At 66.2% G+C, this 22,778-nt stretch carries 22 protein-coding genes; 17 read left to right on the forward strand and 5 right to left on the reverse strand.

What is annotated here, in order from left to right; all coding sequences use genetic code 11:
• Positions 1-72: 72 nt before the first annotated feature.
• The 13 genes from ABLE91_RS12620 to yihA all read left to right on the forward strand — a co-directional run bounded on the left by ABLE91_RS12620 (position 73) and on the right by yihA (position 12,329).
• Positions 73-1,686 carry a phosphoenolpyruvate carboxykinase gene (locus ABLE91_RS12620; RefSeq protein ID WP_510181935.1) on the forward strand — a complete coding sequence of 538 codons (1,614 nt, stop codon included), beginning with the start codon at positions 73-75 and terminating at the stop codon, positions 1,684-1,686.
• 272 nt (positions 1,687-1,958) lie between these two features.
• Positions 1,959-2,129 carry a hypothetical protein gene (locus ABLE91_RS12625; RefSeq protein WP_348931170.1) on the forward strand — a complete coding sequence of 57 codons (171 nt, stop codon included), beginning with the start codon at positions 1,959-1,961 and terminating at the stop codon, positions 2,127-2,129.
• Between the two features lie 82 nt (positions 2,130-2,211).
• Complete coding sequence (gene leuC, locus ABLE91_RS12630; RefSeq protein ID WP_348931171.1) at positions 2,212-3,636, forward strand: 3-isopropylmalate dehydratase large subunit; 1,425 nt, start codon at positions 2,212-2,214, stop codon at positions 3,634-3,636.
• Between the two features lie 325 nt (positions 3,637-3,961).
• A complete protein-coding gene (locus tag ABLE91_RS12635) occupies positions 3,962-4,381 on the forward strand; it encodes a metallopeptidase family protein (protein WP_348931172.1) in 420 nt (139 codons plus the stop codon).
• A gap of 136 nt (positions 4,382-4,517) precedes the next feature.
• Positions 4,518-5,072 carry a cytochrome b gene (locus ABLE91_RS12640; protein ID WP_348931173.1) on the forward strand — a complete coding sequence of 185 codons (555 nt, stop codon included), beginning with the start codon at positions 4,518-4,520 and terminating at the stop codon, positions 5,070-5,072.
• 80 nt (positions 5,073-5,152) lie between these two features.
• Complete coding sequence (leuD, locus tag ABLE91_RS12645) at positions 5,153-5,758, forward strand: 3-isopropylmalate dehydratase small subunit (protein WP_348931174.1); 606 nt, start codon at positions 5,153-5,155, stop codon at positions 5,756-5,758.
• A gap of 198 nt (positions 5,759-5,956) precedes the next feature.
• Positions 5,957-7,762: a YbaL family putative K(+) efflux transporter gene (ybaL, locus tag ABLE91_RS12650; protein ID WP_510181941.1), complete on the forward strand. Its 1,806-nt coding sequence runs from the start codon at positions 5,957-5,959 to the stop codon at positions 7,760-7,762.
• 233 nt (positions 7,763-7,995) lie between these two features.
• Complete coding sequence (rpmH, locus tag ABLE91_RS12655) at positions 7,996-8,130, forward strand: 50S ribosomal protein L34 (RefSeq protein WP_237344918.1); 135 nt, start codon at positions 7,996-7,998, stop codon at positions 8,128-8,130.
• A gap of 3 nt (positions 8,131-8,133) precedes the next feature.
• Positions 8,134-8,538 (forward strand): ribonuclease P protein component, encoded by a 405-nt coding sequence (gene rnpA / locus ABLE91_RS12660; RefSeq protein ID WP_348931176.1) that lies wholly within the window; start codon positions 8,134-8,136, stop codon positions 8,536-8,538.
• Positions 8,535-10,370 (forward strand): membrane protein insertase YidC, encoded by a 1,836-nt coding sequence (yidC, locus tag ABLE91_RS12665; RefSeq protein WP_348931177.1) that lies wholly within the window; start codon positions 8,535-8,537, stop codon positions 10,368-10,370. Before rnpA ends, yidC begins: the two co-directional genes overlap by 4 nt.
• 150 nt (positions 10,371-10,520) lie before the next feature.
• On the forward strand, positions 10,521-11,081 hold the full coding sequence (locus ABLE91_RS12670) for a YceI family protein (RefSeq protein ID WP_348931178.1): 561 nt from the start codon (positions 10,521-10,523) through the stop codon (positions 11,079-11,081).
• The gene (locus ABLE91_RS12675; RefSeq protein ID WP_348931179.1) at positions 11,078-11,614 is read left to right on the forward strand and encodes a cytochrome b; all 537 of its coding nucleotides are present in this window, start codon (positions 11,078-11,080) and stop codon (positions 11,612-11,614) included. The genes ABLE91_RS12670 and ABLE91_RS12675 overlap by 4 nt, the downstream gene beginning before the upstream one ends.
• Before the next feature lie 49 nt (positions 11,615-11,663).
• Complete coding sequence (gene yihA / locus ABLE91_RS12680) at positions 11,664-12,329, forward strand: ribosome biogenesis GTP-binding protein YihA/YsxC (protein WP_348931180.1); 666 nt, start codon at positions 11,664-11,666, stop codon at positions 12,327-12,329.
• A 6-nt stretch (positions 12,330-12,335) separates the two neighbouring features.
• Here yihA and ABLE91_RS12685 read toward each other — a convergent pair whose 3' ends face one another.
• Positions 12,336-12,752 (reverse strand): cupin domain-containing protein, encoded by a 417-nt coding sequence (locus ABLE91_RS12685; protein ID WP_348931181.1) that lies wholly within the window; start codon positions 12,750-12,752, stop codon positions 12,336-12,338.
• A gap of 130 nt (positions 12,753-12,882) precedes the next feature.
• On the reverse strand, positions 12,883-13,602 hold the full coding sequence (locus tag ABLE91_RS12690) for an SDR family oxidoreductase (protein WP_348931182.1): 720 nt from the start codon (positions 13,600-13,602) through the stop codon (positions 12,883-12,885).
• A 91-nt stretch (positions 13,603-13,693) separates the two neighbouring features.
• Between ABLE91_RS12690 and ABLE91_RS12695 the strand changes: the two genes are divergently transcribed.
• Entirely contained in the window at positions 13,694-14,602 is a 909-nt protein-coding gene (locus tag ABLE91_RS12695; RefSeq protein WP_348931183.1) for a LysR family transcriptional regulator, read from the forward strand.
• Between the two features lie 400 nt (positions 14,603-15,002).
• Complete coding sequence (locus ABLE91_RS12700; RefSeq protein WP_510181942.1) at positions 15,003-16,034, forward strand: SMP-30/gluconolactonase/LRE family protein; 1,032 nt, start codon at positions 15,003-15,005, stop codon at positions 16,032-16,034.
• A 105-nt stretch (positions 16,035-16,139) separates the two neighbouring features.
• Here ABLE91_RS12700 and ABLE91_RS12705 read toward each other — a convergent pair whose 3' ends face one another.
• Positions 16,140-16,331, reverse strand: a complete 192-nt coding sequence (locus tag ABLE91_RS12705; protein WP_348931185.1) for a hypothetical protein — start codon at positions 16,329-16,331, stop codon at positions 16,140-16,142.
• Positions 16,332-16,410: 79 nt separating this feature from the next.
• Positions 16,411-16,935, reverse strand: coding sequence for a cold-shock protein (locus ABLE91_RS12710; RefSeq protein ID WP_348931186.1), 525 nt, complete (start codon positions 16,933-16,935; stop codon positions 16,411-16,413).
• Positions 16,936-17,458: 523 nt separating this feature from the next.
• Here ABLE91_RS12710 and ABLE91_RS12715 point away from each other — a divergent pair.
• Both ABLE91_RS12715 and ABLE91_RS12720 read left to right on the forward strand, forming a co-directional pair.
• The gene (locus ABLE91_RS12715; RefSeq protein WP_348931187.1) at positions 17,459-19,147 is read left to right on the forward strand and encodes a SulP family inorganic anion transporter; all 1,689 of its coding nucleotides are present in this window, start codon (positions 17,459-17,461) and stop codon (positions 19,145-19,147) included.
• A gap of 5 nt (positions 19,148-19,152) precedes the next feature.
• On the forward strand, positions 19,153-19,794 hold the full coding sequence (locus ABLE91_RS12720; RefSeq protein ID WP_348931211.1) for a nitroreductase family protein: 642 nt from the start codon (positions 19,153-19,155) through the stop codon (positions 19,792-19,794).
• Positions 19,795-19,896: 102 nt separating this feature from the next.
• Here ABLE91_RS12720 and ABLE91_RS12725 read toward each other — a convergent pair whose 3' ends face one another.
• A complete protein-coding gene (locus ABLE91_RS12725) occupies positions 19,897-21,885 on the reverse strand; it encodes a peptidoglycan DD-metalloendopeptidase family protein (protein ID WP_348931188.1) in 1,989 nt (662 codons plus the stop codon).
• Between the last annotated feature and the right edge of the window lie 893 nt (positions 21,886-22,778).

A 22,778-nucleotide genomic window follows, 5' to 3' on the forward strand; every position in this document is an offset into this window, starting at 1 on the left:
GCTTCCGCCAAAGCTCAGCGATGGCGGGGCGATGAGCCCAACATCATGTTGATGCAATCAAGGAGGCGAGCCGTGCTCGAGACTGGACAACGCAATAGCGCCTGCGGCGCGGACAGCTTCGGGCTGCGTCACCTCACCGGCGTGCACTGGAATCTCACCGAGGCGGGGCTTTACGAGCACGCTCTCGCCAACCGGGAGGCGCGCCTCACCAATGGCGGCGCCATCGCCGCCGAGACGGGCGTGCATACCGGCCGCAGCCCCAAGGACAAGTTCGTGGTCAAGGATGCGGCCACCGAGGGCGAGGTATGGTGGGACAATAACGGCGCCATCACCGAGGCCCAGTTCGATGTCCTCTACGAGGAGTTCCTGAAACAGGCCGAGGGCAAGACCCTGTTCGCCCAGGACCTCTACGGCGGCGCCGACCGCAGCTACCAGATCAAGGCCCGCGTCTATACCGAGTATGCGTGGCACTCCCTCTTCATCCGCACCATGCTGCGCCGGCCCGAGCGGTCCGAGCTCGACAGCTTCGTGCCTGATATGACCATCATCGACCTGCCGAGCTTCAAGGCGGACCCCGCCCGCCACGGCGTGCGCTCGGACACCATCATCGCCGTGAACTTCAAGCGCGGCATCGTGCTGATCGGCAACTCGTCCTATGCGGGCGAGATGAAGAAGTCGGTCTTCACCTTCCTGAACTACCTGCTCCCGGCCAAGGGCGTGCTGCCCATGCACGGCTCGGCGAACGTGGGCAAGGACGGGGATGTGGCCATCTTCTTCGGCCTCTCCGGCACCGGAAAGACCACGCTCTCCGCTGATCCGAACCGCACCCTGCTGGGCGATGACGAGCACGGCTGGGGCGATCACGGCGTCTTCAATTTCGAGGGCGGCTGCTACGCCAAGACCATCAACCTCTCCCAGGAAGCCGAGCCGGAGATCTACGCGGCCTCCAACCGCTTCGGCACGATCCTGGAGAATGTGATCGTCGATCCCGTCACCCATGTGCCGGACTTCGACGACGGGCGCCTCACCCAGAACACCCGCTCCTGCTACCCGCTCGACTTCATCCCCAATGCGAGCCCGACCGGCATTGCCGGCCAGCCCAAGAACATCATCATGCTGGTGGCGGACGCGTTCGGCGTGATGCCGCCCATCGCGCGCCTCACCCCCGACCAGGCCATGTATCACTTCCTCTCCGGCTACACCGCCAAGGTGGCCGGCACGGAGAAGGGCGTGAAGGACCCGGAGGCGACCTTCTCCACCTGCTTCGGCGCCCCCTTCCTGCCGCGCCATCCTTCCGTCTACGGCAACATGCTGCGCGACCGCATCGCCAAGCATGGCGTGGACTGCTGGCTGGTGAATACCGGCTGGACCGGCGGCAAGTTCGGCGTCGGCCGGCGCATGCCCATCAAGGTCACGCGCACCCTGCTCTCGGCGGCCCTCGACGGCTCGCTGAAGGACGTGCAGTTCCGCACCGACCCCTATTTCGGCTTTGCGGTGCCCACCTCCCTGCCGGGAGTCGAGCCGCACATCCTCTATCCCTCCAAGACCTGGGCGGACAAAGCGGACTTCGACGCCACGGCGCGCAAGCTGGTCTCCATGTTCCAGGAGAACTTCTCGAAGTTCGAGAAGCACGTGGCCCCTTCGGTCCGCGACGCCCAGCCCCAGGTGCGCATCGCCGCGGAGTGAGGCGGCGCAGCAAGGAGCACCGTCATGCCCGGGCTTGTCCCGGGCATCCACGTCTCTCCCCTTAAGCTGCACTCAGAGGAGCCCAGTGGATGGCATGGAAGTCGGCTGTTGCGGACTTCCAACCTTAAAGACCGAAGCCGGAAATATCCGACTTCGGGTCAAGCCCGGCCATGACCGAACCGAAATCGAGCCGCGGCATGCACAGCAGACCGCGGCTTTTCTCATCTGGGCGGCGCATTGTCGCGCGAGGCTGGAACTGCTAAAAACACGTCATGATCGGTTCACGCATCCATCGTCCGCGTCCGTCCCTGGAGGCCTTCTGCGCCGCCGGGCATTACGCGCGCACGACCATGGAGTTCGCAGCGGTGCCGGATCATGTGCGCTTGCCCGGCCGCTTCTTCGGCCGCTTCACGACCGCCGCGCTCGCCGCCCTTCGTCCCTGACAGCTTCTCCTCGTCAGTCATCGGCAAGGCTCGGCGGCGCGCATCCGGCGCCCGAGCGAACGATCCTCAGGACAGAACAATCATGAACGCCCCCACCAGCGCCCCGCGCACCCTGTACGACAAGATTTTCGACGACCACGTCGTGGAGCGCCAGGAGGACGGCACCTGCCTCCTCTATATCGACCGCCACCTCGTCCATGAGGTCACGAGCCCTCAGGCCTTCGAGGGACTGCGCATGACCGGCCGCAAGGTGCGCGCGCCGCACAAGACCCTTGCCGTGGTGGACCACAACGTCCCCACCACCGACCGCACGTTGCCCAATCCCGACGAGGAGAGCGTCGCGCAGATCGCCGCGCTGGAGGAGAACACCCGCGACTTCGGCATCGAATATTATGACGGCTTCGACGTCCGCCAGGGCATCGTCCACGTGATCGGCCCCGAGCAGGGCTTCACCCTGCCCGGCACCACCATCGTCTGCGGCGACAGCCACACCTCGACCCACGGCGCGTTCGGCGCCCTCGCCCACGGCATCGGCACATCAGAGGTGGAGCATGTGCTCGCCACCCAGACGCTGATCCAGAAGAAGGCGAAGAACATGCGGGTGACGGTCGATGGACCGCTGCCCGAGGGCGTCGGCGCGAAGGACGTGGTGCTCGCCATCATCGGCACCATCGGCACGGCGGGCGGCACCGGCTATGTGATCGAATATGCTGGCGATGCCATGCGCTCCCTATCCATGGAAGGGCGCATGACGGTCTGCAACATGTCCATCGAGGGCGGCGCGCGCGCCGGCATGGTGGCGCCCGACGAGAAGACCTTCGCCTACATCAAGGACCGCCCCAAGGCGCCCAAGGGCGCGGACTGGGATGCGGCGCTGCGCTATTGGGAGAAGCTGCTCTCGGACGAGCGCGCCTTCTTCGACAGCGAGATCCGCCTCGACGGCGCGAACCTGCCGCCCATCGTCTCCTGGGGCACCAGTCCCGAAGATGTGATCTCGGTGGAGGGCATCGTGCCCGATCCCGAGCGGATCGAGGACGAGGTGAAGCGCGGCGCCAAGAAGCGCGCGCTGGCCTATATGGGCCTCACCGCCGGCACCAAGATCACCGACATCGGCCTCGACCGAGTGTTCATCGGCTCTTGCACCAACGGGCGCATCGAGGATCTGCGGCAGGCGGCGAAGATCGTTGCGGGCCACACGGTGAACGCCAATGTGAACGCCATGGTGGTGCCGGGCTCCGGCCTCGTGAAGGCGCAGGCCGAGGCGGAAGGCCTGGACAAGATCTTCCTCGCCGCCGGCTTCGAATGGCGCGAGCCGGGCTGCTCCATGTGCCTCGCCATGAATGCCGACCGGCTCGCTCCCGAGGAGCGCTGCGCCTCCACCTCGAACCGCAATTTCGAGGGGCGCCAGGGCTTTAAGGGCCGCACGCATCTCGTCTCGCCGGCCATGGCGGCGGCGGCGGCCATTGCCGGCCACTTCGTGGACGTGCGCCGCTGGCCGCAGGGCTGAAGCGGGTCTGAGGCTTCGCGCAAAAGAAAAACCCTCCGGCAGTGCCGGAGGGAAGGCGGGGGATCTGAGGGCGGGATGCGTCCGATCTTCAGTTTCCTGTCGCGGTTACGCCAAAAACAGCAGCGAGGGCAGCAGTCCAGCCGCCTGGGCTTCATGGGGTGCGAAATACGCGGCAACGCCGAGAATGGTCACGACACCGGCCGTGACCGCCAGCTTGCGAAGCATGGGTCAGCCTCCGATTTACGTTCTGGTGGCTCAACATCGGCGCATGGTTAATGGTTCCTTCCGCGCCTTCGCGGCGGGATTTCAGGATCTAAGGGCGGATATGTCCAAAGCACCGGATTGGCGTGGTCTCCACGCTCCCTCCCTGGAGGAGATGGAGACATTGGCGGACGAGGCCTTCGCGCGGTTGCCGGAGAGCTTCCGGCGCCTCGTGAAGGGCGTCGTGATCCGGGTGGAGGACTTCCCCACGGAGGAAGTGCTGGACGAGATGGAGGCCGAGACGCCGTTCGATCTTCTGGGTCTGTTTCAGGGGGTCGGCATGGCGCAGGACGCGGCGGTGACGGAGACCGGGCGGCTGCCCAACATGATCTTCCTCTACCGCCGGCCGATCCTGGACTACTGGGCCGAGAACGAGGACAGCCTGGGCGAGGTGGTCACCCACGTCCTCGTCCATGAGATCGGCCACCATTTCGGCCTTTCCGACGAGGACATGGAGCGGGTGGAAGAGGCGGCGGATCAGTGATCCGCCGGAGGCATCGAACGGGACAGCGAGAGGTGGGCCAGCCTGTGAGACAGGTCGTCTTTTCTTCCCTGCACGCCACGGCGCATGGGCGCATCGCGGCACAAAGATTAGAGAAATTCTAATCAAAGGAGCCGCCATGTCTGCCGCCACGTCCGTTGTCGCCCGTTACCCCTCGGCCCTGCGCCTCATCCACTGGACGACGGTGCTCGGCATCCTCATCGCCTATGGCCTCACCTATGCCGAGGCGCTGTTCGCGCGCGGCAGTGCGGGGCGGGCCTGGATCTGGTGGACGCATATTTCGGTCGGCCTGCTGATCCTCGCGCTCGTGTGCGCCCGCGTCATGGTGCGTGGGACCACGCCCATGCCGCCGCCCTCGGCGGCGCTGACGCCGCTGATGCATTTTGCCTCGCGGGCCGCGCACCTCGCGCTTTATGCGCTGCTGTTCGCGGTGCCGCTTATCGGCATCTGGCTGGCCTTCCTGCGGGGCAATGAGGTGAGCTTCTTCGGCCTGTTCACCATCCCCGCGCCGATCCCGGTGGACCGGCCCTTCGGGCGGCAGGTTCAGGAAGTCCATGAATGGCTTGCGAACGCGCTCATCGCCGTGGCGGCGATCCATGGCGCCGCGGCGCTCTGGCACCATTTCGTGCGTCGGGACGACGTGCTGGCCCGCATGCTGCCGGGCCGGAGATAGGAAAGAAGGGACGCCGACCCGACGATCGGCGAGGAATGGGCGCATGGCGCCGCAGACAGGGACGAAGGGACCACAAGGCGATGGAAAAGTTCACCGTTCTGGAAGGCGTCGCAGCGCCGATGAAGCTGGTCAATGTCGATACCGACATGATCATCCCCAAGCAGTATCTGAAGACCATCAAGCGCACCGGGCTCGGCAAGGGCCTGTTCTCGGAGATGCGCTACAATGACGATGGCTCGGACAATCCCGATTTCGTCCTTAACCAGCCCGCCTACCGCAATGCCAAGATCCTGGTGGCGGGCGACAATTTCGGCTGCGGCTCGTCGCGCGAGCATGCCCCCTGGGCGCTGCTCGACTTCGGCATCAAGTGCGTGATCTCCACGGGCTTTGCGGACATCTTCTACAATAACTGCTTCAAGAACGGCATCCTGCCCATCGTGGTCTCGCCCGAGGACCTGGACAAGCTGTTCGACGATGCCGACCGCGGCGCCAATGCGACGCTCACCGTGGACCTCGCGGCGCAGGAGATCCGCGGGCCGGACGGCGGCACGGTGAAGTTCGAGATCGACCCGTTCCGCAAGCGCTGCCTGATGGAGGGCCTGGACGATATCGGACTGACGCTGGAAAAGCGCGCCAGCATCGATCATTTCGAGACCGCCAAGCAGGCCGAGCAGCCCTGGCTCTGAGCTTGCCTCGGGCCGAATTTTTCAAAGGCGCTGCTCCGGCAGCGCCTTTTTTCATACTGGGGTCCCATTCCGGTGCGAAAGGCTGTCCGTCGAAAGGCTTTGCGTTAAGCTGAAGCCTCCTGCCTTTTCCGCGTCGTGCCCGCTGCGGCGCTGTCCCATTATTTTCCGTGAGGAATTTTCGTGCCGCATGACACGCCGCTGATTTCGACCATCGTGGGAGCCCTGGTTCTGGCTTTCATCCTCGGCGCGTTGGCGCAGCGGCTGCGCCTGTCGCCGCTGGTGGGGTATCTTCTGGCGGGTGTCCTGGCCGGTCCCTTCACCCCCGGTTTCGTCGCGGATCAGGGGCTCGCGCTCCAGCTCGCCGAGATCGGCGTCATCCTGCTGATGTTCGGGGTGGGCCTGCACTTTTCGCTCAAGGATCTTCTGTCCGTCAAAGCCATCGCCATTCCCGGCGCCATCGTGCAGATCGCGGTGGCAACGCTGCTCGGCATGGGCCTCGCCTGGCTGATGGGGTGGAGCATCGGCGGCGGCCTTGTGTTCGGCCTCGCCTTGTCGGTGGCCAGCACCGTGGTGCTGCTGCGCGCGCTGCAGGAACGGCGGATTATCGAGAGCGAGCAGGGGCGTATCGCGGTGGGCTGGCTCATCGTGGAGGACCTCGCCATGGTCCTCGCTCTGGTGCTGCTGCCGGCCGTGGCCGGTGCGCTGGGAGGCACCAGCCCGGGCACGGGAGCGGCCGCGGCCTTCCTGGGGGAATCGAGCCTCCTCATCACCCTCGCCGTCACCCTCGGCAAGGTCATCGCCTTCGTCGCCTTGATGCTCATTGTCGGGCGGCGGGTGATCCCGTGGGTCATGCACTGGGTGGCGCATACCGGCTCGCGCGAGCTGTTCCGCCTCGCCGTTCTCGCCATCGCGCTGGGGGTCGCCTACGGCTCGGCGGTGCTGTTCGGGGTCTCGTTCGCGCTCGGCGCCTTCTTCGCCGGCATGGTGCTGAGCGAATCCCCGCTTTCCCAGCGCGCGGCGGAGGAGACGTTGCCGCTGCGCGACGCGTTCGCGGTGCTGTTCTTCGTCTCCGTCGGCATGCTGGTGGACCCGCGCATCGTCATCGAGCACCCCTTGCCTCTGCTCGGCACGCTGGCGGTGGTGCTGGTGGGAAAGTCGGTGGCGGCTTATGTGATCGTCCGGGTGTTCCGCTATGAGCGGATGACCGCGCTCACCATCTCCGCCAGCCTCGCGCAGATCGGCGAATTCTCCTTCATTCTCGCCGCCTTGGGCATCGATCTCGGCCTGATGCCGCCCATGGGCCGCGACCTGATTCTCGCGGCGGCCATCTTTTCCATCCTGCTCAATCCGTTCTTCTTCATCGCCCTCGACCGGTTCGGGCCGCGCCTCGCCCCGGCCGGCGCGGCGCCCGTGGCCGCGGCAAAGACGCGCCAGATCCCCGCCACCGACAAGAGCGGCCATACGGTGCTGGTGGGCTATGGCCGGGTCGGCCGGCTGGTGGGGGAGGGGCTCCATGCGGCGGGCGTCCCGCTTCTGGTGATCGAAGATGCCGACGACGCGGTGGATGCGCTACGCGCCGAGGGCATCGAGGTGATCGACGCCAATGCGGCGCTTCCCGAGGCGCTCGCCGCCGCCAACCTGTCCAGCGCACGGCGCCTGATCCTCGCCATTCCCGACGGCTTCGAGGCGGCCGTGGTGCTGAAGAAGGCGCGGGCCATCAATCCCGAGCTGGAAATCATCGCCCGCGCCCATTCGGACGCGGAGGTGGACCATCTGCGCAGCAACGGCGCCGGCTACATCATCATGGGCGAGCGGGAGGTGGCGCGCGGCATGCTCGCCTATGTGCTGACCGACGCGCCCGAACCGCCGGAAGCCACCATGCCGGAGGGCACTGACGCGGAATTGTTCGACAGTCCCTCCGATGCCATGGAGGCGGCCCTGGAGCAGCCGGTACAACAGGATGACGCAGGGGCCGTGGGGCCGCGCCAATCCGCCCAGGACTGAAGAGGGGCTGACGCCCGCGCACGGCCACGAGGGGCGCCCCTTTGACGTTGACGCGGACCCCGTGCGCCCCTATAAGCCGAGCCCGAACTCGGGCGGCTTTGGCTCCCGGGACCTCGCCCTTTTCTCAAACCGGTCTTTCCCAGCCCGTTTTGAGCGGGCGCCTGAGGCAGGATGCCGAGGGCTTGGGTTCCGGAAGGCCGATGTGGCCGCCCCTATAATCCGGAGACAGACCCGTGAAGCGCACCTATCAACCGAGCAAGCTCGTGCGCAAGCGTCGGCACGGCTTCCGTGCGCGCATGGCGACAAGAAACGGCCGCAAGATCATCGCGGCTCGTCGGACGCACGGCCGCAAGCGCCTGTCCGCGTGAGGCATGTCGCCTGCGGACCTGCCCACCATGGACCGCCTCCGCAAGCGTCGTGATTTCCTGGCGGCAGCCAAGGCTGAAAAGGCCGGCGTCGCCTCGTTCCTGCTACAGGGCCGCGACCGCCGCGATGAAGGCGATGTTCGTCTCGGCTTCACCGTGACCAAGAAGGTCGGCAACGCCGTGGTGCGAAACCGCATCCGACGGCGCATGCGCGAGGTTGCCCGCGCCGTCATGCCGGCGTCCGGACGCACCGGCTACGATTATGTGATGGTGGCGCGGCCGCACGCGCTCCACGCCGCCTATCCGGACCTTGTCCGCGACCTCGAACGCGCCATATCCCGGCTGCACGGCGGTGGCAGGAGAAGGTCGGACGATATTTCCGCCAGCGCCGATGGAGGCCGCCCGGCATGACCGACAATAAGAACATGTTCATCGCCATCGGCTTGTCCCTGGCGATCCTCATCGGCTGGCAATATTTCTTCGGCATTCCGCAGGCGGAGAAGCAGCGCCAGGCCGCCGAGCAGCAGCGCATCGTGCAGCAGGCCGAGCAGGCGCAGCAGCAAGCCCAGCAGCAGGCGGCGAGCACCGCCCCGGGTGCCGGCGGCGTGGCCGTTCCCGGCTCCACGGCGGCGCAGACCACACCCCGCGCCCTGACCCGTGAGCAGGCGCTCGCTGCGACCCCGCGGGTAGCCATCGACACGCCGCGCCTGAAGGGCTCCATCTCGCTGAAGGGTGGCCGGGTCGATGACTTGTCGCTGCTCGACTATCACGAGACCGTGGACCCCAAGAGTCCGAACATCGTGCTCCTGGCGCCCGCCGGCTCGCCCCATCCTTTCTATGCGGAATTCGGCTGGACCAGCGCGCCCGGCGTGAACGTGAAGCTGCCGGGGGCGGATACTGTCTGGACCGCCACCGCTTCCGCGCTGACGCCGAACGCGCCGCTGGTGCTCACCTACGACAATGGCGAGGGGCTGCTGTTCAAGCGCACCTACACCATCGACGACCACTACATGTTCGCCATGAAGGACGAGGTGGAGAACAAGGGCGGCGCGGCCGTGACCCTGTTCCCCTACGCGCTCGTCTCGCGCCATGGCATGCCGCAGACCCAGGGCTATTACATCCTGCACGAGGGCCTCATCGGCGTGCTCGGCGACAATGGCCTGCAGGAAGTTACCTACGCCAAGATGGACGATGCCCAGCCGCATCTCTTCAAGGCGACCGGCGGCTGGCTCGGCATCACTGATAAATACTGGGCGGCCACCGTCATCCCCGACCAGTCGGTCCAGGTGGATGCGCGCTTCTCGTCCAACCAGGTGGGCGGCACCCGCAACTTCCAGGCGGATTATCTCGGCGCCGGCAAGACCATCGAGCCGGGCGCGACCGCCGCCTCCCAGGGCCAGCTGTTCGCCGGCGCCAAGGAAGTGGCCGTGGTGGATGGCTACCAGAAGACCTATTCCATCGACCGCTTCGACCTGCTGATCGACTGGGGCTGGTTCTATTTCATCACCAAGCCGCTGTTCCTGGTGATCGACTGGATCTACCGCGTGGTGGGCAATTTCGGCGTCGCCATCCTGATCGTGACGGTGCTGCTGAAGGGCATCTTCTTCCCGCTGGCCAACAAATCCTACGCTTCCATGGCGAAGATGAAGGCGCTGCAGCCGGAGATGGTCGCCATCCGCGAGCGCTACAAGGACGACAAGGTCAAGGCCCAGCAGGCCACCATGGAGCTGTACAAGAAGGAGAAGGTGAATCCGATCGCCGGCTGCCTGCCGATCCTGATCCAGATTCCCGTCTTCTTCGCGCTCTACAAGGTGCTGTTCGTCACCATCGAGATGCGGCACGCGCCGTTCTTCGGCTGGATCCACGATCTGTCCGCGCCGGACCCCACCACCATCTTCAACCTGTTCGGCCTCATTCCGTGGGACCCGTCCAGCGTGCCCGTGCTCGGCGCCTACCTGATGCTCGGCGCGTGGCCGCTCATCATGGGCGTGACCATGTGGGTGCAGATGAAGCTGAACCCGGCTCCGCCGGACCCGACCCAGCAGATGATCTTCAACTACATGCCGATCATCTTCACCTTCATGCTGGCCCATTTCGCGGCCGGTCTGGTGATCTACTGGGCCTGGAACAACACGCTGTCGGTGCTCCAGCAATCGGTGATCATGCGGCGCAACGGCGTGAAGATCGAGCTGTTCGACAACATCCGCTCGGTGTTCAAGAAGAAGGCGCCGGCCAAGAGCTGAGGCGCCGACTGCTGAGGCTCCGGCGGGGGCGAAAGGTTTCGCGTGGCCCCCGCCGGCCCTCACAAAGCTTTGACGATGTACACGGGGCCGTGTGCATCGCCGCAAGGGACGCAAGCGTAGGCTCGGGGCTCACTTTCGTGAGGCCCTCCCATGATACGCTTCGCTCGATCTCTTCCCCTCATCGCTGCGTTGCTTTTCGTTGCGGCACCCCGTGCGCAAGCCGAAGCGTATCGGGTCGATCCCGCCCGGACCCAGATCACGTTCGAGATCGGCGCGAAGGGCTATCCCTTGACCCGCGGCGTGTTTCGGAAGTTTACGTCCAACCTTTCCATCGACCTCGACCGGCCCTCGCGCTCGGCCGTGATGTTCAAGGTCGCGTCAGGCTCCCTCGACACCCAGTCGCCGGCTCTCGACGCCTATGTGCGCGGCCCGGTCTTCCTGAATGCTGACCGCTTCCCCGACATCAACTTCGTCTCCACCTCCGTGGACAAGCTGGACGATCGCACGGTCCGCGTGACCGGCAACCTCACCCTTCTGGGCGTGACCCACCCCGAAACCTTCACCGTGCAGGTGGAGCGGGGGCAGGGGAAGGCGTTCACCTTCCAGGCGGAGGGCAGCATCCGGCGCTCCGAATTCGGCATGACCGGCGGCCTGCCCCTGGTCTCGGATGATGTGCGCATCATCGTCGCGACGCGCGCCGACACGCCATGATGGACCGTCTGCGCCGGTGGAGCGGCCCGGTGCGCCTTCTCCACTGGGTGATGGCGGCGCTGCTGGTGGCCCTGATCGCCGTGGGGTGGGTGATGACCCATTCCCAGTACGATCTCGGCACCACCTTCGCCCTTTATCAGTGGCATAAATCCTACGGCCTCCTGGTGCTGCCGCTCCTCGCACTGCGGCTCGCCGCCCGCCTTTCGCCGCGTCCGCCGGCGCTGGAGCACTCGCGCATCGAGCGTGTGGGCGCACGCATCGCGCATTTGGCTTTCTACCTCCTGATGCTGGCGCTGCCGGTCTGCGGCTGGCTCATGGCCTCGGCTTCGCCACTCAGCCTGCCCACGCGCCCGTTCGATCTCTTCACCATGCCGTCGCTGGTGGCGCCGGATGAGGCCCTGTTCGAGAGGCTGCGGCTGCTGCACGAAATCCTGGCCTATGCCCTGCTGGCCCTTCTCGGCCTGCATGTGGCTGCCGCGCTGAAGCACCAGTTCTTCGACCGGGATGGTGTCATCCGGCGCATCACATTCTGAAACGGCGGCCCGGCTTGCGATCCGGCGCGCCGCAGCCGATAAGCGGCATATGACCAATTCCACGGCCGACGCCGCTCCCGCCGACGATCCCTATCTCGAAGCCGGCCGCCTGCTGTTTGCGGCGGAATGGAACTTCCTGACCGCCGCGCCGACCATCGAGACCCTGCCGCCCATGCAGGGGCTGGAGATCGCGCTCGCCGGCCGCTCGAACGTGGGCAAGTCCAGCCTCGTCAACGCGCTCACCGGTCGCAAGGCTCTGGCGCGTACCTCGGTGACACCGGGGCGCACCCAGGAGCTGATCTTCTTCCGGATGGGGCCGCAGCTCACTCTCGTAGACATGCCCGGCTACGGCTTCGCCAAGGCGCCGAAGGAGAAGGTGGAGGCGTGGACGCGCACCATCCTCGATTATCTGCGCGGCCGGGTGAATCTGGCCCGCGTCTTCGTGCTGATCGACGGCCGGCACGGCATCAAGAAAGTGGACGAGGACGTGCTCGACCTCCTGGATAAGGCGGCGGTGTCCTACGCCATCGTCCTCACCAAGGCAGACCAGGTGAAGCCCACGGAATTCGCCGTGAGGGTTGAAGAGACCGAGCAGAAGATCCGCAAGCGGCCGGCGGCCTATCCGCAGGTGTTTCCCACCTCCAGCCACACCGGGACTGGCCTGCCCGAGCTGCGCGCGGCCGTGGCGCGGCTGCTGGCAGAGCGGGCGGGCTGAGGCCGCTCAGGCGGTCACCTGACCCTCGGGATACTGCCTGAAATATTCGAGATCGGCGTCCTTGGGCGCCCAATCGGGATTGCCGCGCCACTCTTTCGTGCGCGTGGCCATGTCCTGCCCATAGCGCACGCGGAACAGCAGCGTGCGCGCGGGGCCGTTCTCGTATTCATGTAGTTCGCCGGCCGGATGGACCACGAAGGCGCCCGGCGTCACGTCCACCACCTTGCCCGGCACGCGCATCTTGCCGCCGCCTTCGAAGCAGAAATAGATCTCGGTGGCATGAGGATGGGAATGATGCGGGCTGATCTGCCCCGGTTCCCAGCAGGCGACGGTGACATCGCCATTGTCCACCTTGCCGAGAATGTTCTCGATGTGCCGTTTCGGATCGAACTTCTGTTCCGCCTGGAGACTGAACACGAGCATCTGCGTCCTCCCGCTGCCCGGCCTGCGATCTTCGGCGCCTTTCGGCCGTTCGGGCCTGAAGGGCGCGCCGCCATGGGCGGCGCGCATCATGCGGCGGATATGGAGGATGCGCCAGCAGCGTGCGAGGCGACTAGACCAGCGTCGCGCCGCCATCGACCGTGATCACCTGGCCGGTGCCATAGGTCTGGCGCATCAGATAGAGAAATGCCTGCGCGATCTCCTCCGCCTGCCCCACATGGGCAACGGGGAGGGAGGCGGCCGTCTGCCGGTAGAGTGCCGCGCGGTCGGCCTCGGTCATCTGCGACCATAACGGTGTCTCCACCACGCCGGGCGAGACGATATTGACCCGGACCGGCGCCAGCTCCACCGCCAGAGCGCGCGTCAGGCCCTCCATGGCCGAGCAGATGGAGGCGCCCAGCGCCCAGCCCGAGCGGGGCCGCGTGCCGGCGATGCCCGAGGTGAAGACGATGGAGCCGCCCGGCCGGATGCCGCCATGGCCGTACTTCGCGGCGATATAGGCGCCCCAATAGCGCAGGTCGAAGAAGCGCCGGGCGGTTTCCATGTGGGTCTCGTCAAGCGGGCCGAGCTGGAGGGCTTCCCCCGCGGTGAAGACGAGATGGTCGAAGGCGCCGAGCCGCGCGAACAAACCCTTCACCGCATCCTCGTCCGAGAGGTCCACCACCTCGCCCGTGGCGCCTGCGGGAAGGCCGGCCAATGCCGCGTCCACCCGCTCGCGCCGGCTGGAGGCGATCACCAGCCGGGCGCCCGCCTGGGCCGCCGCCTGGGCCGTGGCGAAGCCGATGCCCGAGCTTCCGCCCAGCACCACAATCCGTTGTCCGTCAAGATTCATGACCTGCTCCTGTGTTCGGCGGGGAGGTTGCATCCGGGATCGATTTGCGGCCAACGCATCTTGGTCCATTCTGTGATGACGGGAGATCATCATGGCATTCGACGGACGGCTTCTCAGCGGCATCGGTGTGATGGTGGCGGTGGTGGAAGCCGGCAACTTCGTCCGTGCGGCCGACGCGCTGGGTCTCACGGCCTCGGGCGTGAGCCGTGCGGTGGCGCGGCTGGAGGCGAGAGTGGGCGCCCGCCTGTTCGACCGCACGCCGCGCGCGGTGTCGCTCACCGACGAGGGGCGCCGCTTCTATGCCCAGGTGGCGCCGCTGCTGCAGGGCATGGAGGACGCGGCGGGGGAGGTGGGAGACGCCGGCGGCCAAGTGCGGGGCCGGCTGCGCGTGATTGCGGATCCCTGGTTCGCGCGCCTCGTGCTTGCGCCCCGGCTGGCGGACTTCATGAAGGCCCATCCGGACCTCGCCCTGGACCTCAGCGTGCGCGACACGCTGGGCGACATGATCGGCGAGGGGTTCGACGTGGCGGTGAGGTTCGGGGAGCCGGAGCCGTCGCGCCTCATAGGACGCAAGCTGCTGGATGCCCGCATCATCACCTGCGCCTCGCCGGTCTATCTCGCCATGAGGGGCACGCCGCGCCACCCCGCCGAGCTCGAAGGCCATGAGTGCCTTCTGTTCCGGGATCCGGTGACCGGGCGCCCCTTTCCCTGGGAATTCCGCCGGGGTTCGGAGGTGGTTGAGGTGAAGGTGGGGAGCCGGCTGGTGATGAACGACCTTGCCACTACGCTCACAGTCTGCGCCGCTGGGTTTGGCATCGCGCAGAGTTTCGAGCTCGGTGTCGCGCCCAAGCTGGCGCGGGGCGAACTGGTACAGATCCTGGACGACTGGGCGGAGGAAGTCTTTCCGCTCTATGCCTTCCACCCCTCGCGAAACCTGGTTCCGGCGAAGGTGGGGGCCTTCCTCACCTTCGTGAAGGGCTGCCTTGAGGCGGTGGTTTAGGGGAGGTCGGTATTCAGAGATAAGCGGGTTCACCGCCTTTCCTACCGTCATGGCCGGGCTTGTCCCGGCCATCCACGGGGCTCCACCGGGTGCGGGCTAAGGGCGAGACGTGGATGCCCGGGACAAGCCCGGGCATGACGGCGCGAATGTCGATTGGCCCTAGAGCGCCTCCCACCAGAAGGGAGGCGCTCTCTTCCCTGCGCCGGAAGTAGCCCGCTTCATCACCACCTTACGCGTCTCATGCGCTAATGCATTAGTGATTGACACGCATAGGTGAAGCTGCAATCCAATCTGCTGCGGGCGTTCGCTCAATGAAACGCCCTGACTAGGGATGGAAACGATGTCGATCTCGCGCAGGAGCATCCTGGCGTACGGGGCTGCGTCTCTTGCGGCGGCCACCATGCCCGCCGGCGCCATGGCCCAGAGCTTCTCCTTCAGCCCCAACCAGCGGTATCCCGACCCGGCGGTGCTCATCCTCGATCCGAGCTTCGCCAAGTACAGGATCTACTCCTCGACGCTGGAGCAGGTGGCCACCGGCATGCGCTGGGCGGAGGGGCCGGCTTACTTCTCGGAAGGCGCCTATCTTCTCTTCAGCGATATTCCGAACAACCGCATCATGAAGTTCGATGAGAAGACCGGCGCGACCAGCGTCTTCCGCAGCAATGCGAACTACGCCAACGGGAATGCGTGCGACCGGCAGGGCCGTCTCGTGACCTGCGAGCACTCAGTCACGCGGCGCGTCACACGCACCGAGAAGAACGGCAAGATTACCGTTCTGGCGGACAGTTACAACGGCAAGCGCCTGAATGCGCCGAACGACATCGTCGTGAAGTCCGATGACAGCATCTGGTTCACCGATCCGCAGTTCGGCATCAACGGAGAGTGGGAAGGTTCGCGCGCGAAGCCCGAGCAGGAGACCACGAGCGTCTACCGGATCGACAAATCCGGAAAGATCACGGCCATGATCACCGACCTGGTCAACCCGAACGGCCTCGCCTTCTCTCCGGACGAGAAGAAGCTTTACGTCGTCGAGTGGAAGGGAACCCCCAACCGCAGCATCTGGAGCTTTGATGTCGGCGCGGATGGCACAGTGAGCAACAAGACGAAGTTCTACGACGCGGCCGACCAGGGCGCGCTCGACGGTTTTCGCGTGGACCGGGACGGAAATCTGTGGATCGGCTACGGCAGCAATGGCGCTCTCGCCTCAGATGCCGTGGATGTCGGCATCCGCAAGGTCTTTCCGCTGAAGGGCAAGTCGGAAGATCTTGACGGGATTCTCGTGCTGAATCCGCAAGGCAAGCTCATCGGCTTCATCCGCCTGCCGGAGCGTTGCGCGAACCTCGCGTTCGGTGGGCCGAAGCGTAACCGGCTCTATATGACCAGTTCTCACTCCGTATATGCATTGTACGTCGAAACGCACGCCGCAGCTTGAGCGGTGAAGGCCTCTGGCCAGGATCGCCAGCCGATCCTGATCAGATGGCGGATGTGTTTCTGTTGAACGTGAGAAGATCTCGGCAGGCGGGCATTTCGAATGCCGTTACCGCTTCTCTCCCAGCTCGCTGAGCAGAGCCTCGGTGGCGGCGATGGCGCCTTCCAGCTCGGATATCTTGCGGATGGTGCCGTCGGAGGGAAGCGCCGCGCTCTGGGCGGCGGTGAGAAGAAGGGTTCGCTGCGCGCTCTTCAGTCGATCGAGCATGCCCAAAAGGCCTGCCTCGGCGTTCTGCTCCATACTCAAACATTCCTCACAATAAGGAGACGGGCGCGGCATGGCCGCGCCCGTCAAAAGGCTTAAAGAAAAGCGGGGAGGGTCAGTCGGCGACTTCGATGCCGCGAGCCTCGGGACCCTTCGGGCCCTGACCCACCTGCACCACCACGCGCTGGCCTTCGGAGAGATCCGACAGGCCCGAGCGGGAGACGACCGTGACGTGGACGAACACGTCCTTGCCACCGCCCTCGACGGCGATGAAGCCGAAGCCCTTCTCGGGATTGTACCACTTCACGGTGCCGACGCGCTCTTCGGTCGGGCCGGAAGGCGCACGCGGGCCGCCAGCGCCGCCACCGAAACCGCCGGAGCGGGGAGCGCCGCCGCCGAAGCCGCCGGGCGCACGCTCACGACGGGGAGGCGCAGCCTCGGCCGTGGAGGTGTCGACCTCAAGCACTTCAGTCACCTGACGACCCTTCTGGCCCTGGCCCACGCGGACCGAGAGCTTGGAGCCGGGAGGAACGCTTTCCTGGCCAGCCGCCTCAAGGGCGCGGGCATGCAGGAACACATCTCCGGAACCATCGGAGAGCTCGACGAAGCCGAAACCCTTTTCCGGATTGAACCACTTCACGGTGGCGTCGATGGGCGGACCCGACGGGACGGGGGCGCTGAAGCTGCTGCTGCTCGGCGAAGAAAAGGGACGATCCCCCCCTCCAAAACCACGATCGCGCGGCGGTGCGAAGTCGTCATCAAAACCGCGGCGGCGCGGCTCTCGGAAGTCTCGGTTACGGCTCATGTGTATTTCCGTTGAGGTCAGGTCGCCAATCTTGGCTAGGGCCATCCACCATTGCTGAACTTGTCGGCGCTTATTGCTCACGTCTTTCGGACGACCCGTAGAAGTCCTGACGACACGCTCAAGTCAGCTACCCGCTTCTCGCCTCGCAGCCTAATGGACACTCCCGGCACGGCGCGCGAAACGAACAGGATACGCGCAACAGACCGGCAACTCTGAGACTAACACACATCCGTGACGATTTGGTACATGAATGTTTACGATGATTGGAGCAAACTGCACTGCTCCGGCCGCACAGTTCCGAAAGGGTGCCTGGCCGCGTTTCACGCCGCTTCTTTCGAAGTGCTCTTAGGACGGTATGATGACATATCTGGCTGGTCCCGCCGCGGGCCGGCACGCTTCCGCCCGGCGCGACGGACTGGTGCCGAAGATCTTTACCATGCTGCGGCAGGGCTACGGCCTCTCCGACCTGCGCAGCGACGCCGTGGCGGGCCTTACGGTGGCCATCGTCGCGCTTCCCCTCGCCATGGCGCTGGCCATCGCCTCGGGCACCACGCCGGAGCGCGGCCTCGTGACCGTGGTCATTGCCGGTTTTCTCATCTCGGCGCTGGGCGGCAGCCGGTCCCAGATCGGCGGGCCCACTGGCGCCTTCGTGGTGGTGGTGGCTGGCGTCATCGCCCATCACGGCTTTGACGGCCTCGTTCTGGCGACGCTCATGGCGGGGGTCATGCTGGTGGTGGCCGGCGCCGTGCGGCTCGGCAACCTCATGCGCTACATCCCCGAGCCGGTGGTGACGGGGTTCACGGCCGGCATCGCGGTGATCATCTTCTCCAGCCAGGTGAAGGATTTCTTCGGCCTTTCCATCGCCCACCTGCCTGCGGCCTTCCTGGAACAGTGGCAAGCGCTGATCTCCGGCTTCGGCACGCTCTCCCTGGCGACCACCGGCCTTTCGTTCGCCGCCCTGGCGCTCATCCTGGTGCTGCGGCGGGTTGCGCCCAAGGTGCCGGGCTTCCTCCTCGTCGTCATCCTCGGTGCGCTGGCGGTGCCGCTGCTCCATCTGCCGGTGGCGACCATCGGGTCGCGCTTCGGCGAATTGCAGGGTGCTATCCCCGCGCCGAGCTTTCCGGTCATCACGCTGGCGCGCCTCGCCGACCTTCTGCCGAGCGCCATCACCATCGCCTTCCTGGCCGGCGTCGAAAGCCTGCTTTCCGCCGTGGTGGCGGACGGCATGACCGGCGGGCGCCATCGCCCCAATGCGGAGCTGGTGGCGCAGGGCGTGGCGAATGCCGCCTCCGCTCTGTTCGGCGGCCTGCCCGCCACCGGCGCCATCGCCCGCACCGCCACCAACATCCGGGCCGGCGGGCGCTCGCCCATGTCCGGCATCCTCCATGCGGTGTTCGTGCTCGCGGTCATGCTCGTCCTGGCGCCGCTCGCCGTCTACATCCCGCTGGCGAGCCTTGCCGCCATCCTCGTGGTGGTGGCGTGGAACATGAGCGAGGTGGACAAGATGCGCCATCTCCTGAGCGCCCCGGTGGGGGATCGCCTCCTCCTGCTGCTCACCTTCGGCCTCACGGTTGCGGTGGACCTGACGGTGGCCATCGCGGCGGGCGTGGTGCTCGCCTCCATCCTCTTCATGCACCGCATGGCGGAGAGCGCCAGCATCGCCCCGGCTTTCGCCCCCGAGAGCGAGACCGAGGAGGACACCCGCGCCCACCTGCCGGCGGGCGTGGAGGTGTTCGACGTGCGCGGCCCTCTCTTCTTCGGCGCCGCCGCGCGGCTCTCCGAGGTGCTGGACCAGATCGGCCAGCCGCCCCGCGTCTTCATCCTGCGCATGGAGGAGGTGCCGCTCATCGACGCCACCGGCGTCGCGGCGGTGCAGGATTTCCTGCGGCGCTGCCAGAGCGGCGACACCAAGGTCATCCTGTCCGGCCTGAAGCCGCAGGCAGCCGAAGTGCTGCGCCGCATGGGCCTTGCGCCGCAGCCGGGCAAGATCGCTTTCACGCCCGACTATGACGCGGCCCTCGCGCTCGCCGTCGCCCGGGTGACGTGAGCGTCATGGCGCAGCCGGCGGGGCATTCCCATTCTCACGTGCCGGCCCATGACGGCACGGCCATCGCCGCGCCGACGTCGCCGGAGACCATCGCGCTCCTGAAGGGCCGCCGCTCCTTGCCCCTTCGCTCGCTGGTGGAGCCCGGCCCGGGCGAGGACGAGATCGCGGCCATGCTCGCGCTCGCCGCGCGCGTTCCCGACCATGGCCGCCTCGTGCCCTGGCGCTTCATTCTCCTGAAGGGGGAGGGCCGGGCACAGGCCGGCGACCGGCTCGATGCGCTCTATCTCAGGCAGAACCCGGACCTTCCGCCCGTTAAATCCGACATGTGGCGCACCTATCTGATGCGCGCGCCCTTGACCGTGGTGGCGGTGAGCAGGCCGGATCCCACGTCCAAAGTGCCGGAATTCAATCAGGTCCTCTCGGCGGGCGCGGCCTGCATGAACCTCATCGCCGCCGCGACCGCGCTCGGCTATGCCGCCCACTGGCTGCTGAAATGGCCCGGCCGTGATGCCGAGGCGGCGGCCCTGCTGGGGGTGGGCGAGGGGGAGAAGGTGGCGGGCTTCATCCATATCGGCAGCCCGGCCGAGCAGGTGGCGGATCGCCCGCGGCCCGTGCTCACCGAGGTGGTGACGGTCTGGGAGCCGTAAGGTGGGACGGCAGGTCTGACGGTCACGCCGGGGACGAGCCCAATATGACGAACGAAGGCCGCCGGGTTCTCCGCCCGGCGGCCTTTGTTTTCTTGGGAAGTATTACTTCGTGGTGCTCGAGGCGGCCGAGGCCACCTTCGGCGGCATGGGCGCGTGGTTCAGCAGCGCCTCGATGCGCTCGCGCTCCTTCTTGAACTCCGCCAGGAACTTGCCGTCCAGCGCCCGGCCGCGCGGCAGCTTCACGCGCATGGGGTCCACGAAGGAGCCGTTGATTTTCACTTCATAGTGCAGATGCGGCCCGGTGGAGAGGCCGGAGGAGCCGAGATAGCCGATCACCTGGCCCTGCCGAACCTGCTGGCCCGCCCGCATGCCCTTGGCGAAGCCGGACTGGTGGGAATAGGTGGTCACGTAGCCGTTGGCGTGCTGGATCTCGGTATGCCGGCCATAGCCGGACTTCCAGTCCGCATAGATGACCGTGCCGTTGCCGGCGGCATAGATGGGCGTGCCCACGGCGTCCGACCAGTCGACGCCGGTGTGGAGCTTGGAATAGCCGAGGATGGGATGGCGGCGATAGCCGAAGGGCGAGCGCATGATGCCGCCCGCCATGGGCTTGCGGACCAGGAACTTCTTCGCGCTCTTCCCGTCCTCGTCATAATAATCGATGAGGCCGTCATCGGTGGTCTGGAAACGGTAATAGCGCCGGGTCTCGCCATTGGTGGAGAGGGTGGCGTAAAGCACTTCCGGGTCGCCATTGTCCTCGGTGTAGAGCACCTCGAAATTGTCGCCCGGCTTCACGCGGCGCTGGAAGTCCACGTCAAAGGAATAGATGCGCACGAGGTCGCCGATGACGTTGCGCGGCATCTCGTTGCGCAGGGCCGTCTCGTAAAGGCTCTCATAGAGCCGGATGCCGGGCCCGTCATCATCCCCCTCGCCCGTATCCTCGGAGACGCCGCCTACATCGGTCTCCGTGGGCTCGGCCACGGAAACGTACTTGTTGGTGGTGTCGGACATGGCGACGGTGCCCTCGTGCCCGTTGTCGCTGAACAGCGACACCCGCAGCGCGTGGCTCGCCTTGCCGTCGCCCTGCAGCAGCAGGCGGATGCGCCAGCCATCCTTCGCGCCGTCCTTGCGCGAGAAGGCCTGGGCGGCCGCGCGCGCCTCGGCGTCGGGCACCCCGTTGTCCTTCAGGATGGAGACGATGGTGTCGCCCTTCTTCACCACCACGGTCTGGTCGGACCAGTCATTGCCGCCCGATGTTTCCGCAGAGGTCTTGCCGAGGAAGGACAGGTTCTCCGGGGCTTCCACCTTCGGCCGGGGCAGTGCCCCGGGGGCTGCGGGATAATTGCCCTCGGCGGCATAAGCGAGATAGGGCGCCGGGGCATCCTTCAGGCCGATGCCCATGATGGCCGGGGGAAGGCCTGCCGGCGCCGGCTGGCTGCGGGCGAGCTCGGCCACCTCGCGCACCTTCACCAGCACGTTCTCCATGGGGATATAGGCGCCGAACTTCGTGGTCGGCGGCAGCGCGACGAGATCGCGCGTGACCACGGTCACCTCGCCGGTGGGCTCGGCCTGGGGCGCGGCCTCCTGGTTGTCCATGGACTGGGCGACGATCTGGGCCGGATTGAAGCGCGGAATGTTCACCGACACCGAGGTGGTGGACATGGCGAGATTGGCCGAGACGCGCGTGAACGGGCGCACCTTGATGATTTCGCGGTCACCCACCTTGGTGGTGGTTGAAAGACGGAAGGTCTGCCGCGCGGTGGACGCTTCGGCCAGCAGCGACATGCGATCGCCCTTGCGGGCGGTGTTGGACGGCCGCTCGCCCACCGCCAGCGCGCCGCGCAGCACGTTGCGCACGGTCTCGGGCATGGAGGCGAAGCGGTGGTCCCCATCGAGCGCGGCATAGACCGCACCGCCCATGAGGAAGCTGCCGCACAGGCCGGTGAGGAGAGTGGCGGCCAGCCAGCGCACCGAGATGCGCCGCCGGTCGATCTCCTCCTCGTCGCCATCGACGCCGAGCGGGGGCTCGTCGCCGAGCCCGGCTGCGCTTGTCGCGTCACGCCAGGCTCCGGCCGATCGTCTATGCTGCAAAACGCACAACCCTTCGATGAAGCCGCGAAAAACGCGGGCACACGCCCCTACCGTCGTGCGGGGTGAAAATAACCCAGCCCGAGCCCGTTTGCGACGCAGATGCGACGCGCGCGGGCCGGCGGATGTGAAGGTGCGGACAAGGCGAAAGGATGGCAAGCCCCAAGAAGCATTGCAGGGCAATGGTCCGCGGGGCCCGGCGCGGGTTCCTCGGCTGGGGCCGGCGCTGCCGCCGTGCATGAGAATGGGTGGGGCGAGGACACAGGCGCCGTCCCACTGGGCACGCTCCCTCGCGTTTATGCGCGCGGGCGTCTTTCCTTAGTTATTCAGGGATTCCCGGTGCCTCGGGCCCGCGGCGGTACCCCGCCGGGTGTCGGAGGGAGACGAAAAAATTGCGAAGGCCGGGAGGCCGGAGCGGCAAATCCCTGAGCCGACTCTGGGTGCACCGCACAAAACCGGAGGCCCGCGGGGCCTTGTGCTATAAAGATTCCAAGTTGTTTCGCCGGCCACTTATCCACAAGTGTCATCGCCTTTTCATTTTCCTGAAACACGGGTGTTGACAGGGAAAGGGGTCGGGCCCTATAAACCGCTCATCAACGACGCGCTGACGCCGCCGACGAAACGGCCGGCGGAAAGCGCGTCTCCGACGCTCCTCACGACCTTGCTGTTGTGAACCCGCCGGCTAAGGCGCCGAGGGAAGAGTTGTCGGTTCCTACATCTAAGTAGGGTGAGGGCCTTGGTCCTCGTGCTGTTTGACAGGTTGATATGTGAAGAAAGAGAAACGTGGACGGCGGAGTCCTTGCGGGTTGCTTGAGCTTTCGGGTTTAAGCAGCCGAGTATGACTTCGGCGGTCTTACGTAACTCCGGAACGGACATTATCACGTGAGTGATGTGTT

The sequence above is a fragment of the Aquabacter albus genome (assembly GCF_040049275.1).
Taxonomy (GTDB): domain Bacteria; phylum Pseudomonadota; class Alphaproteobacteria; order Rhizobiales; family Xanthobacteraceae; genus Aquabacter.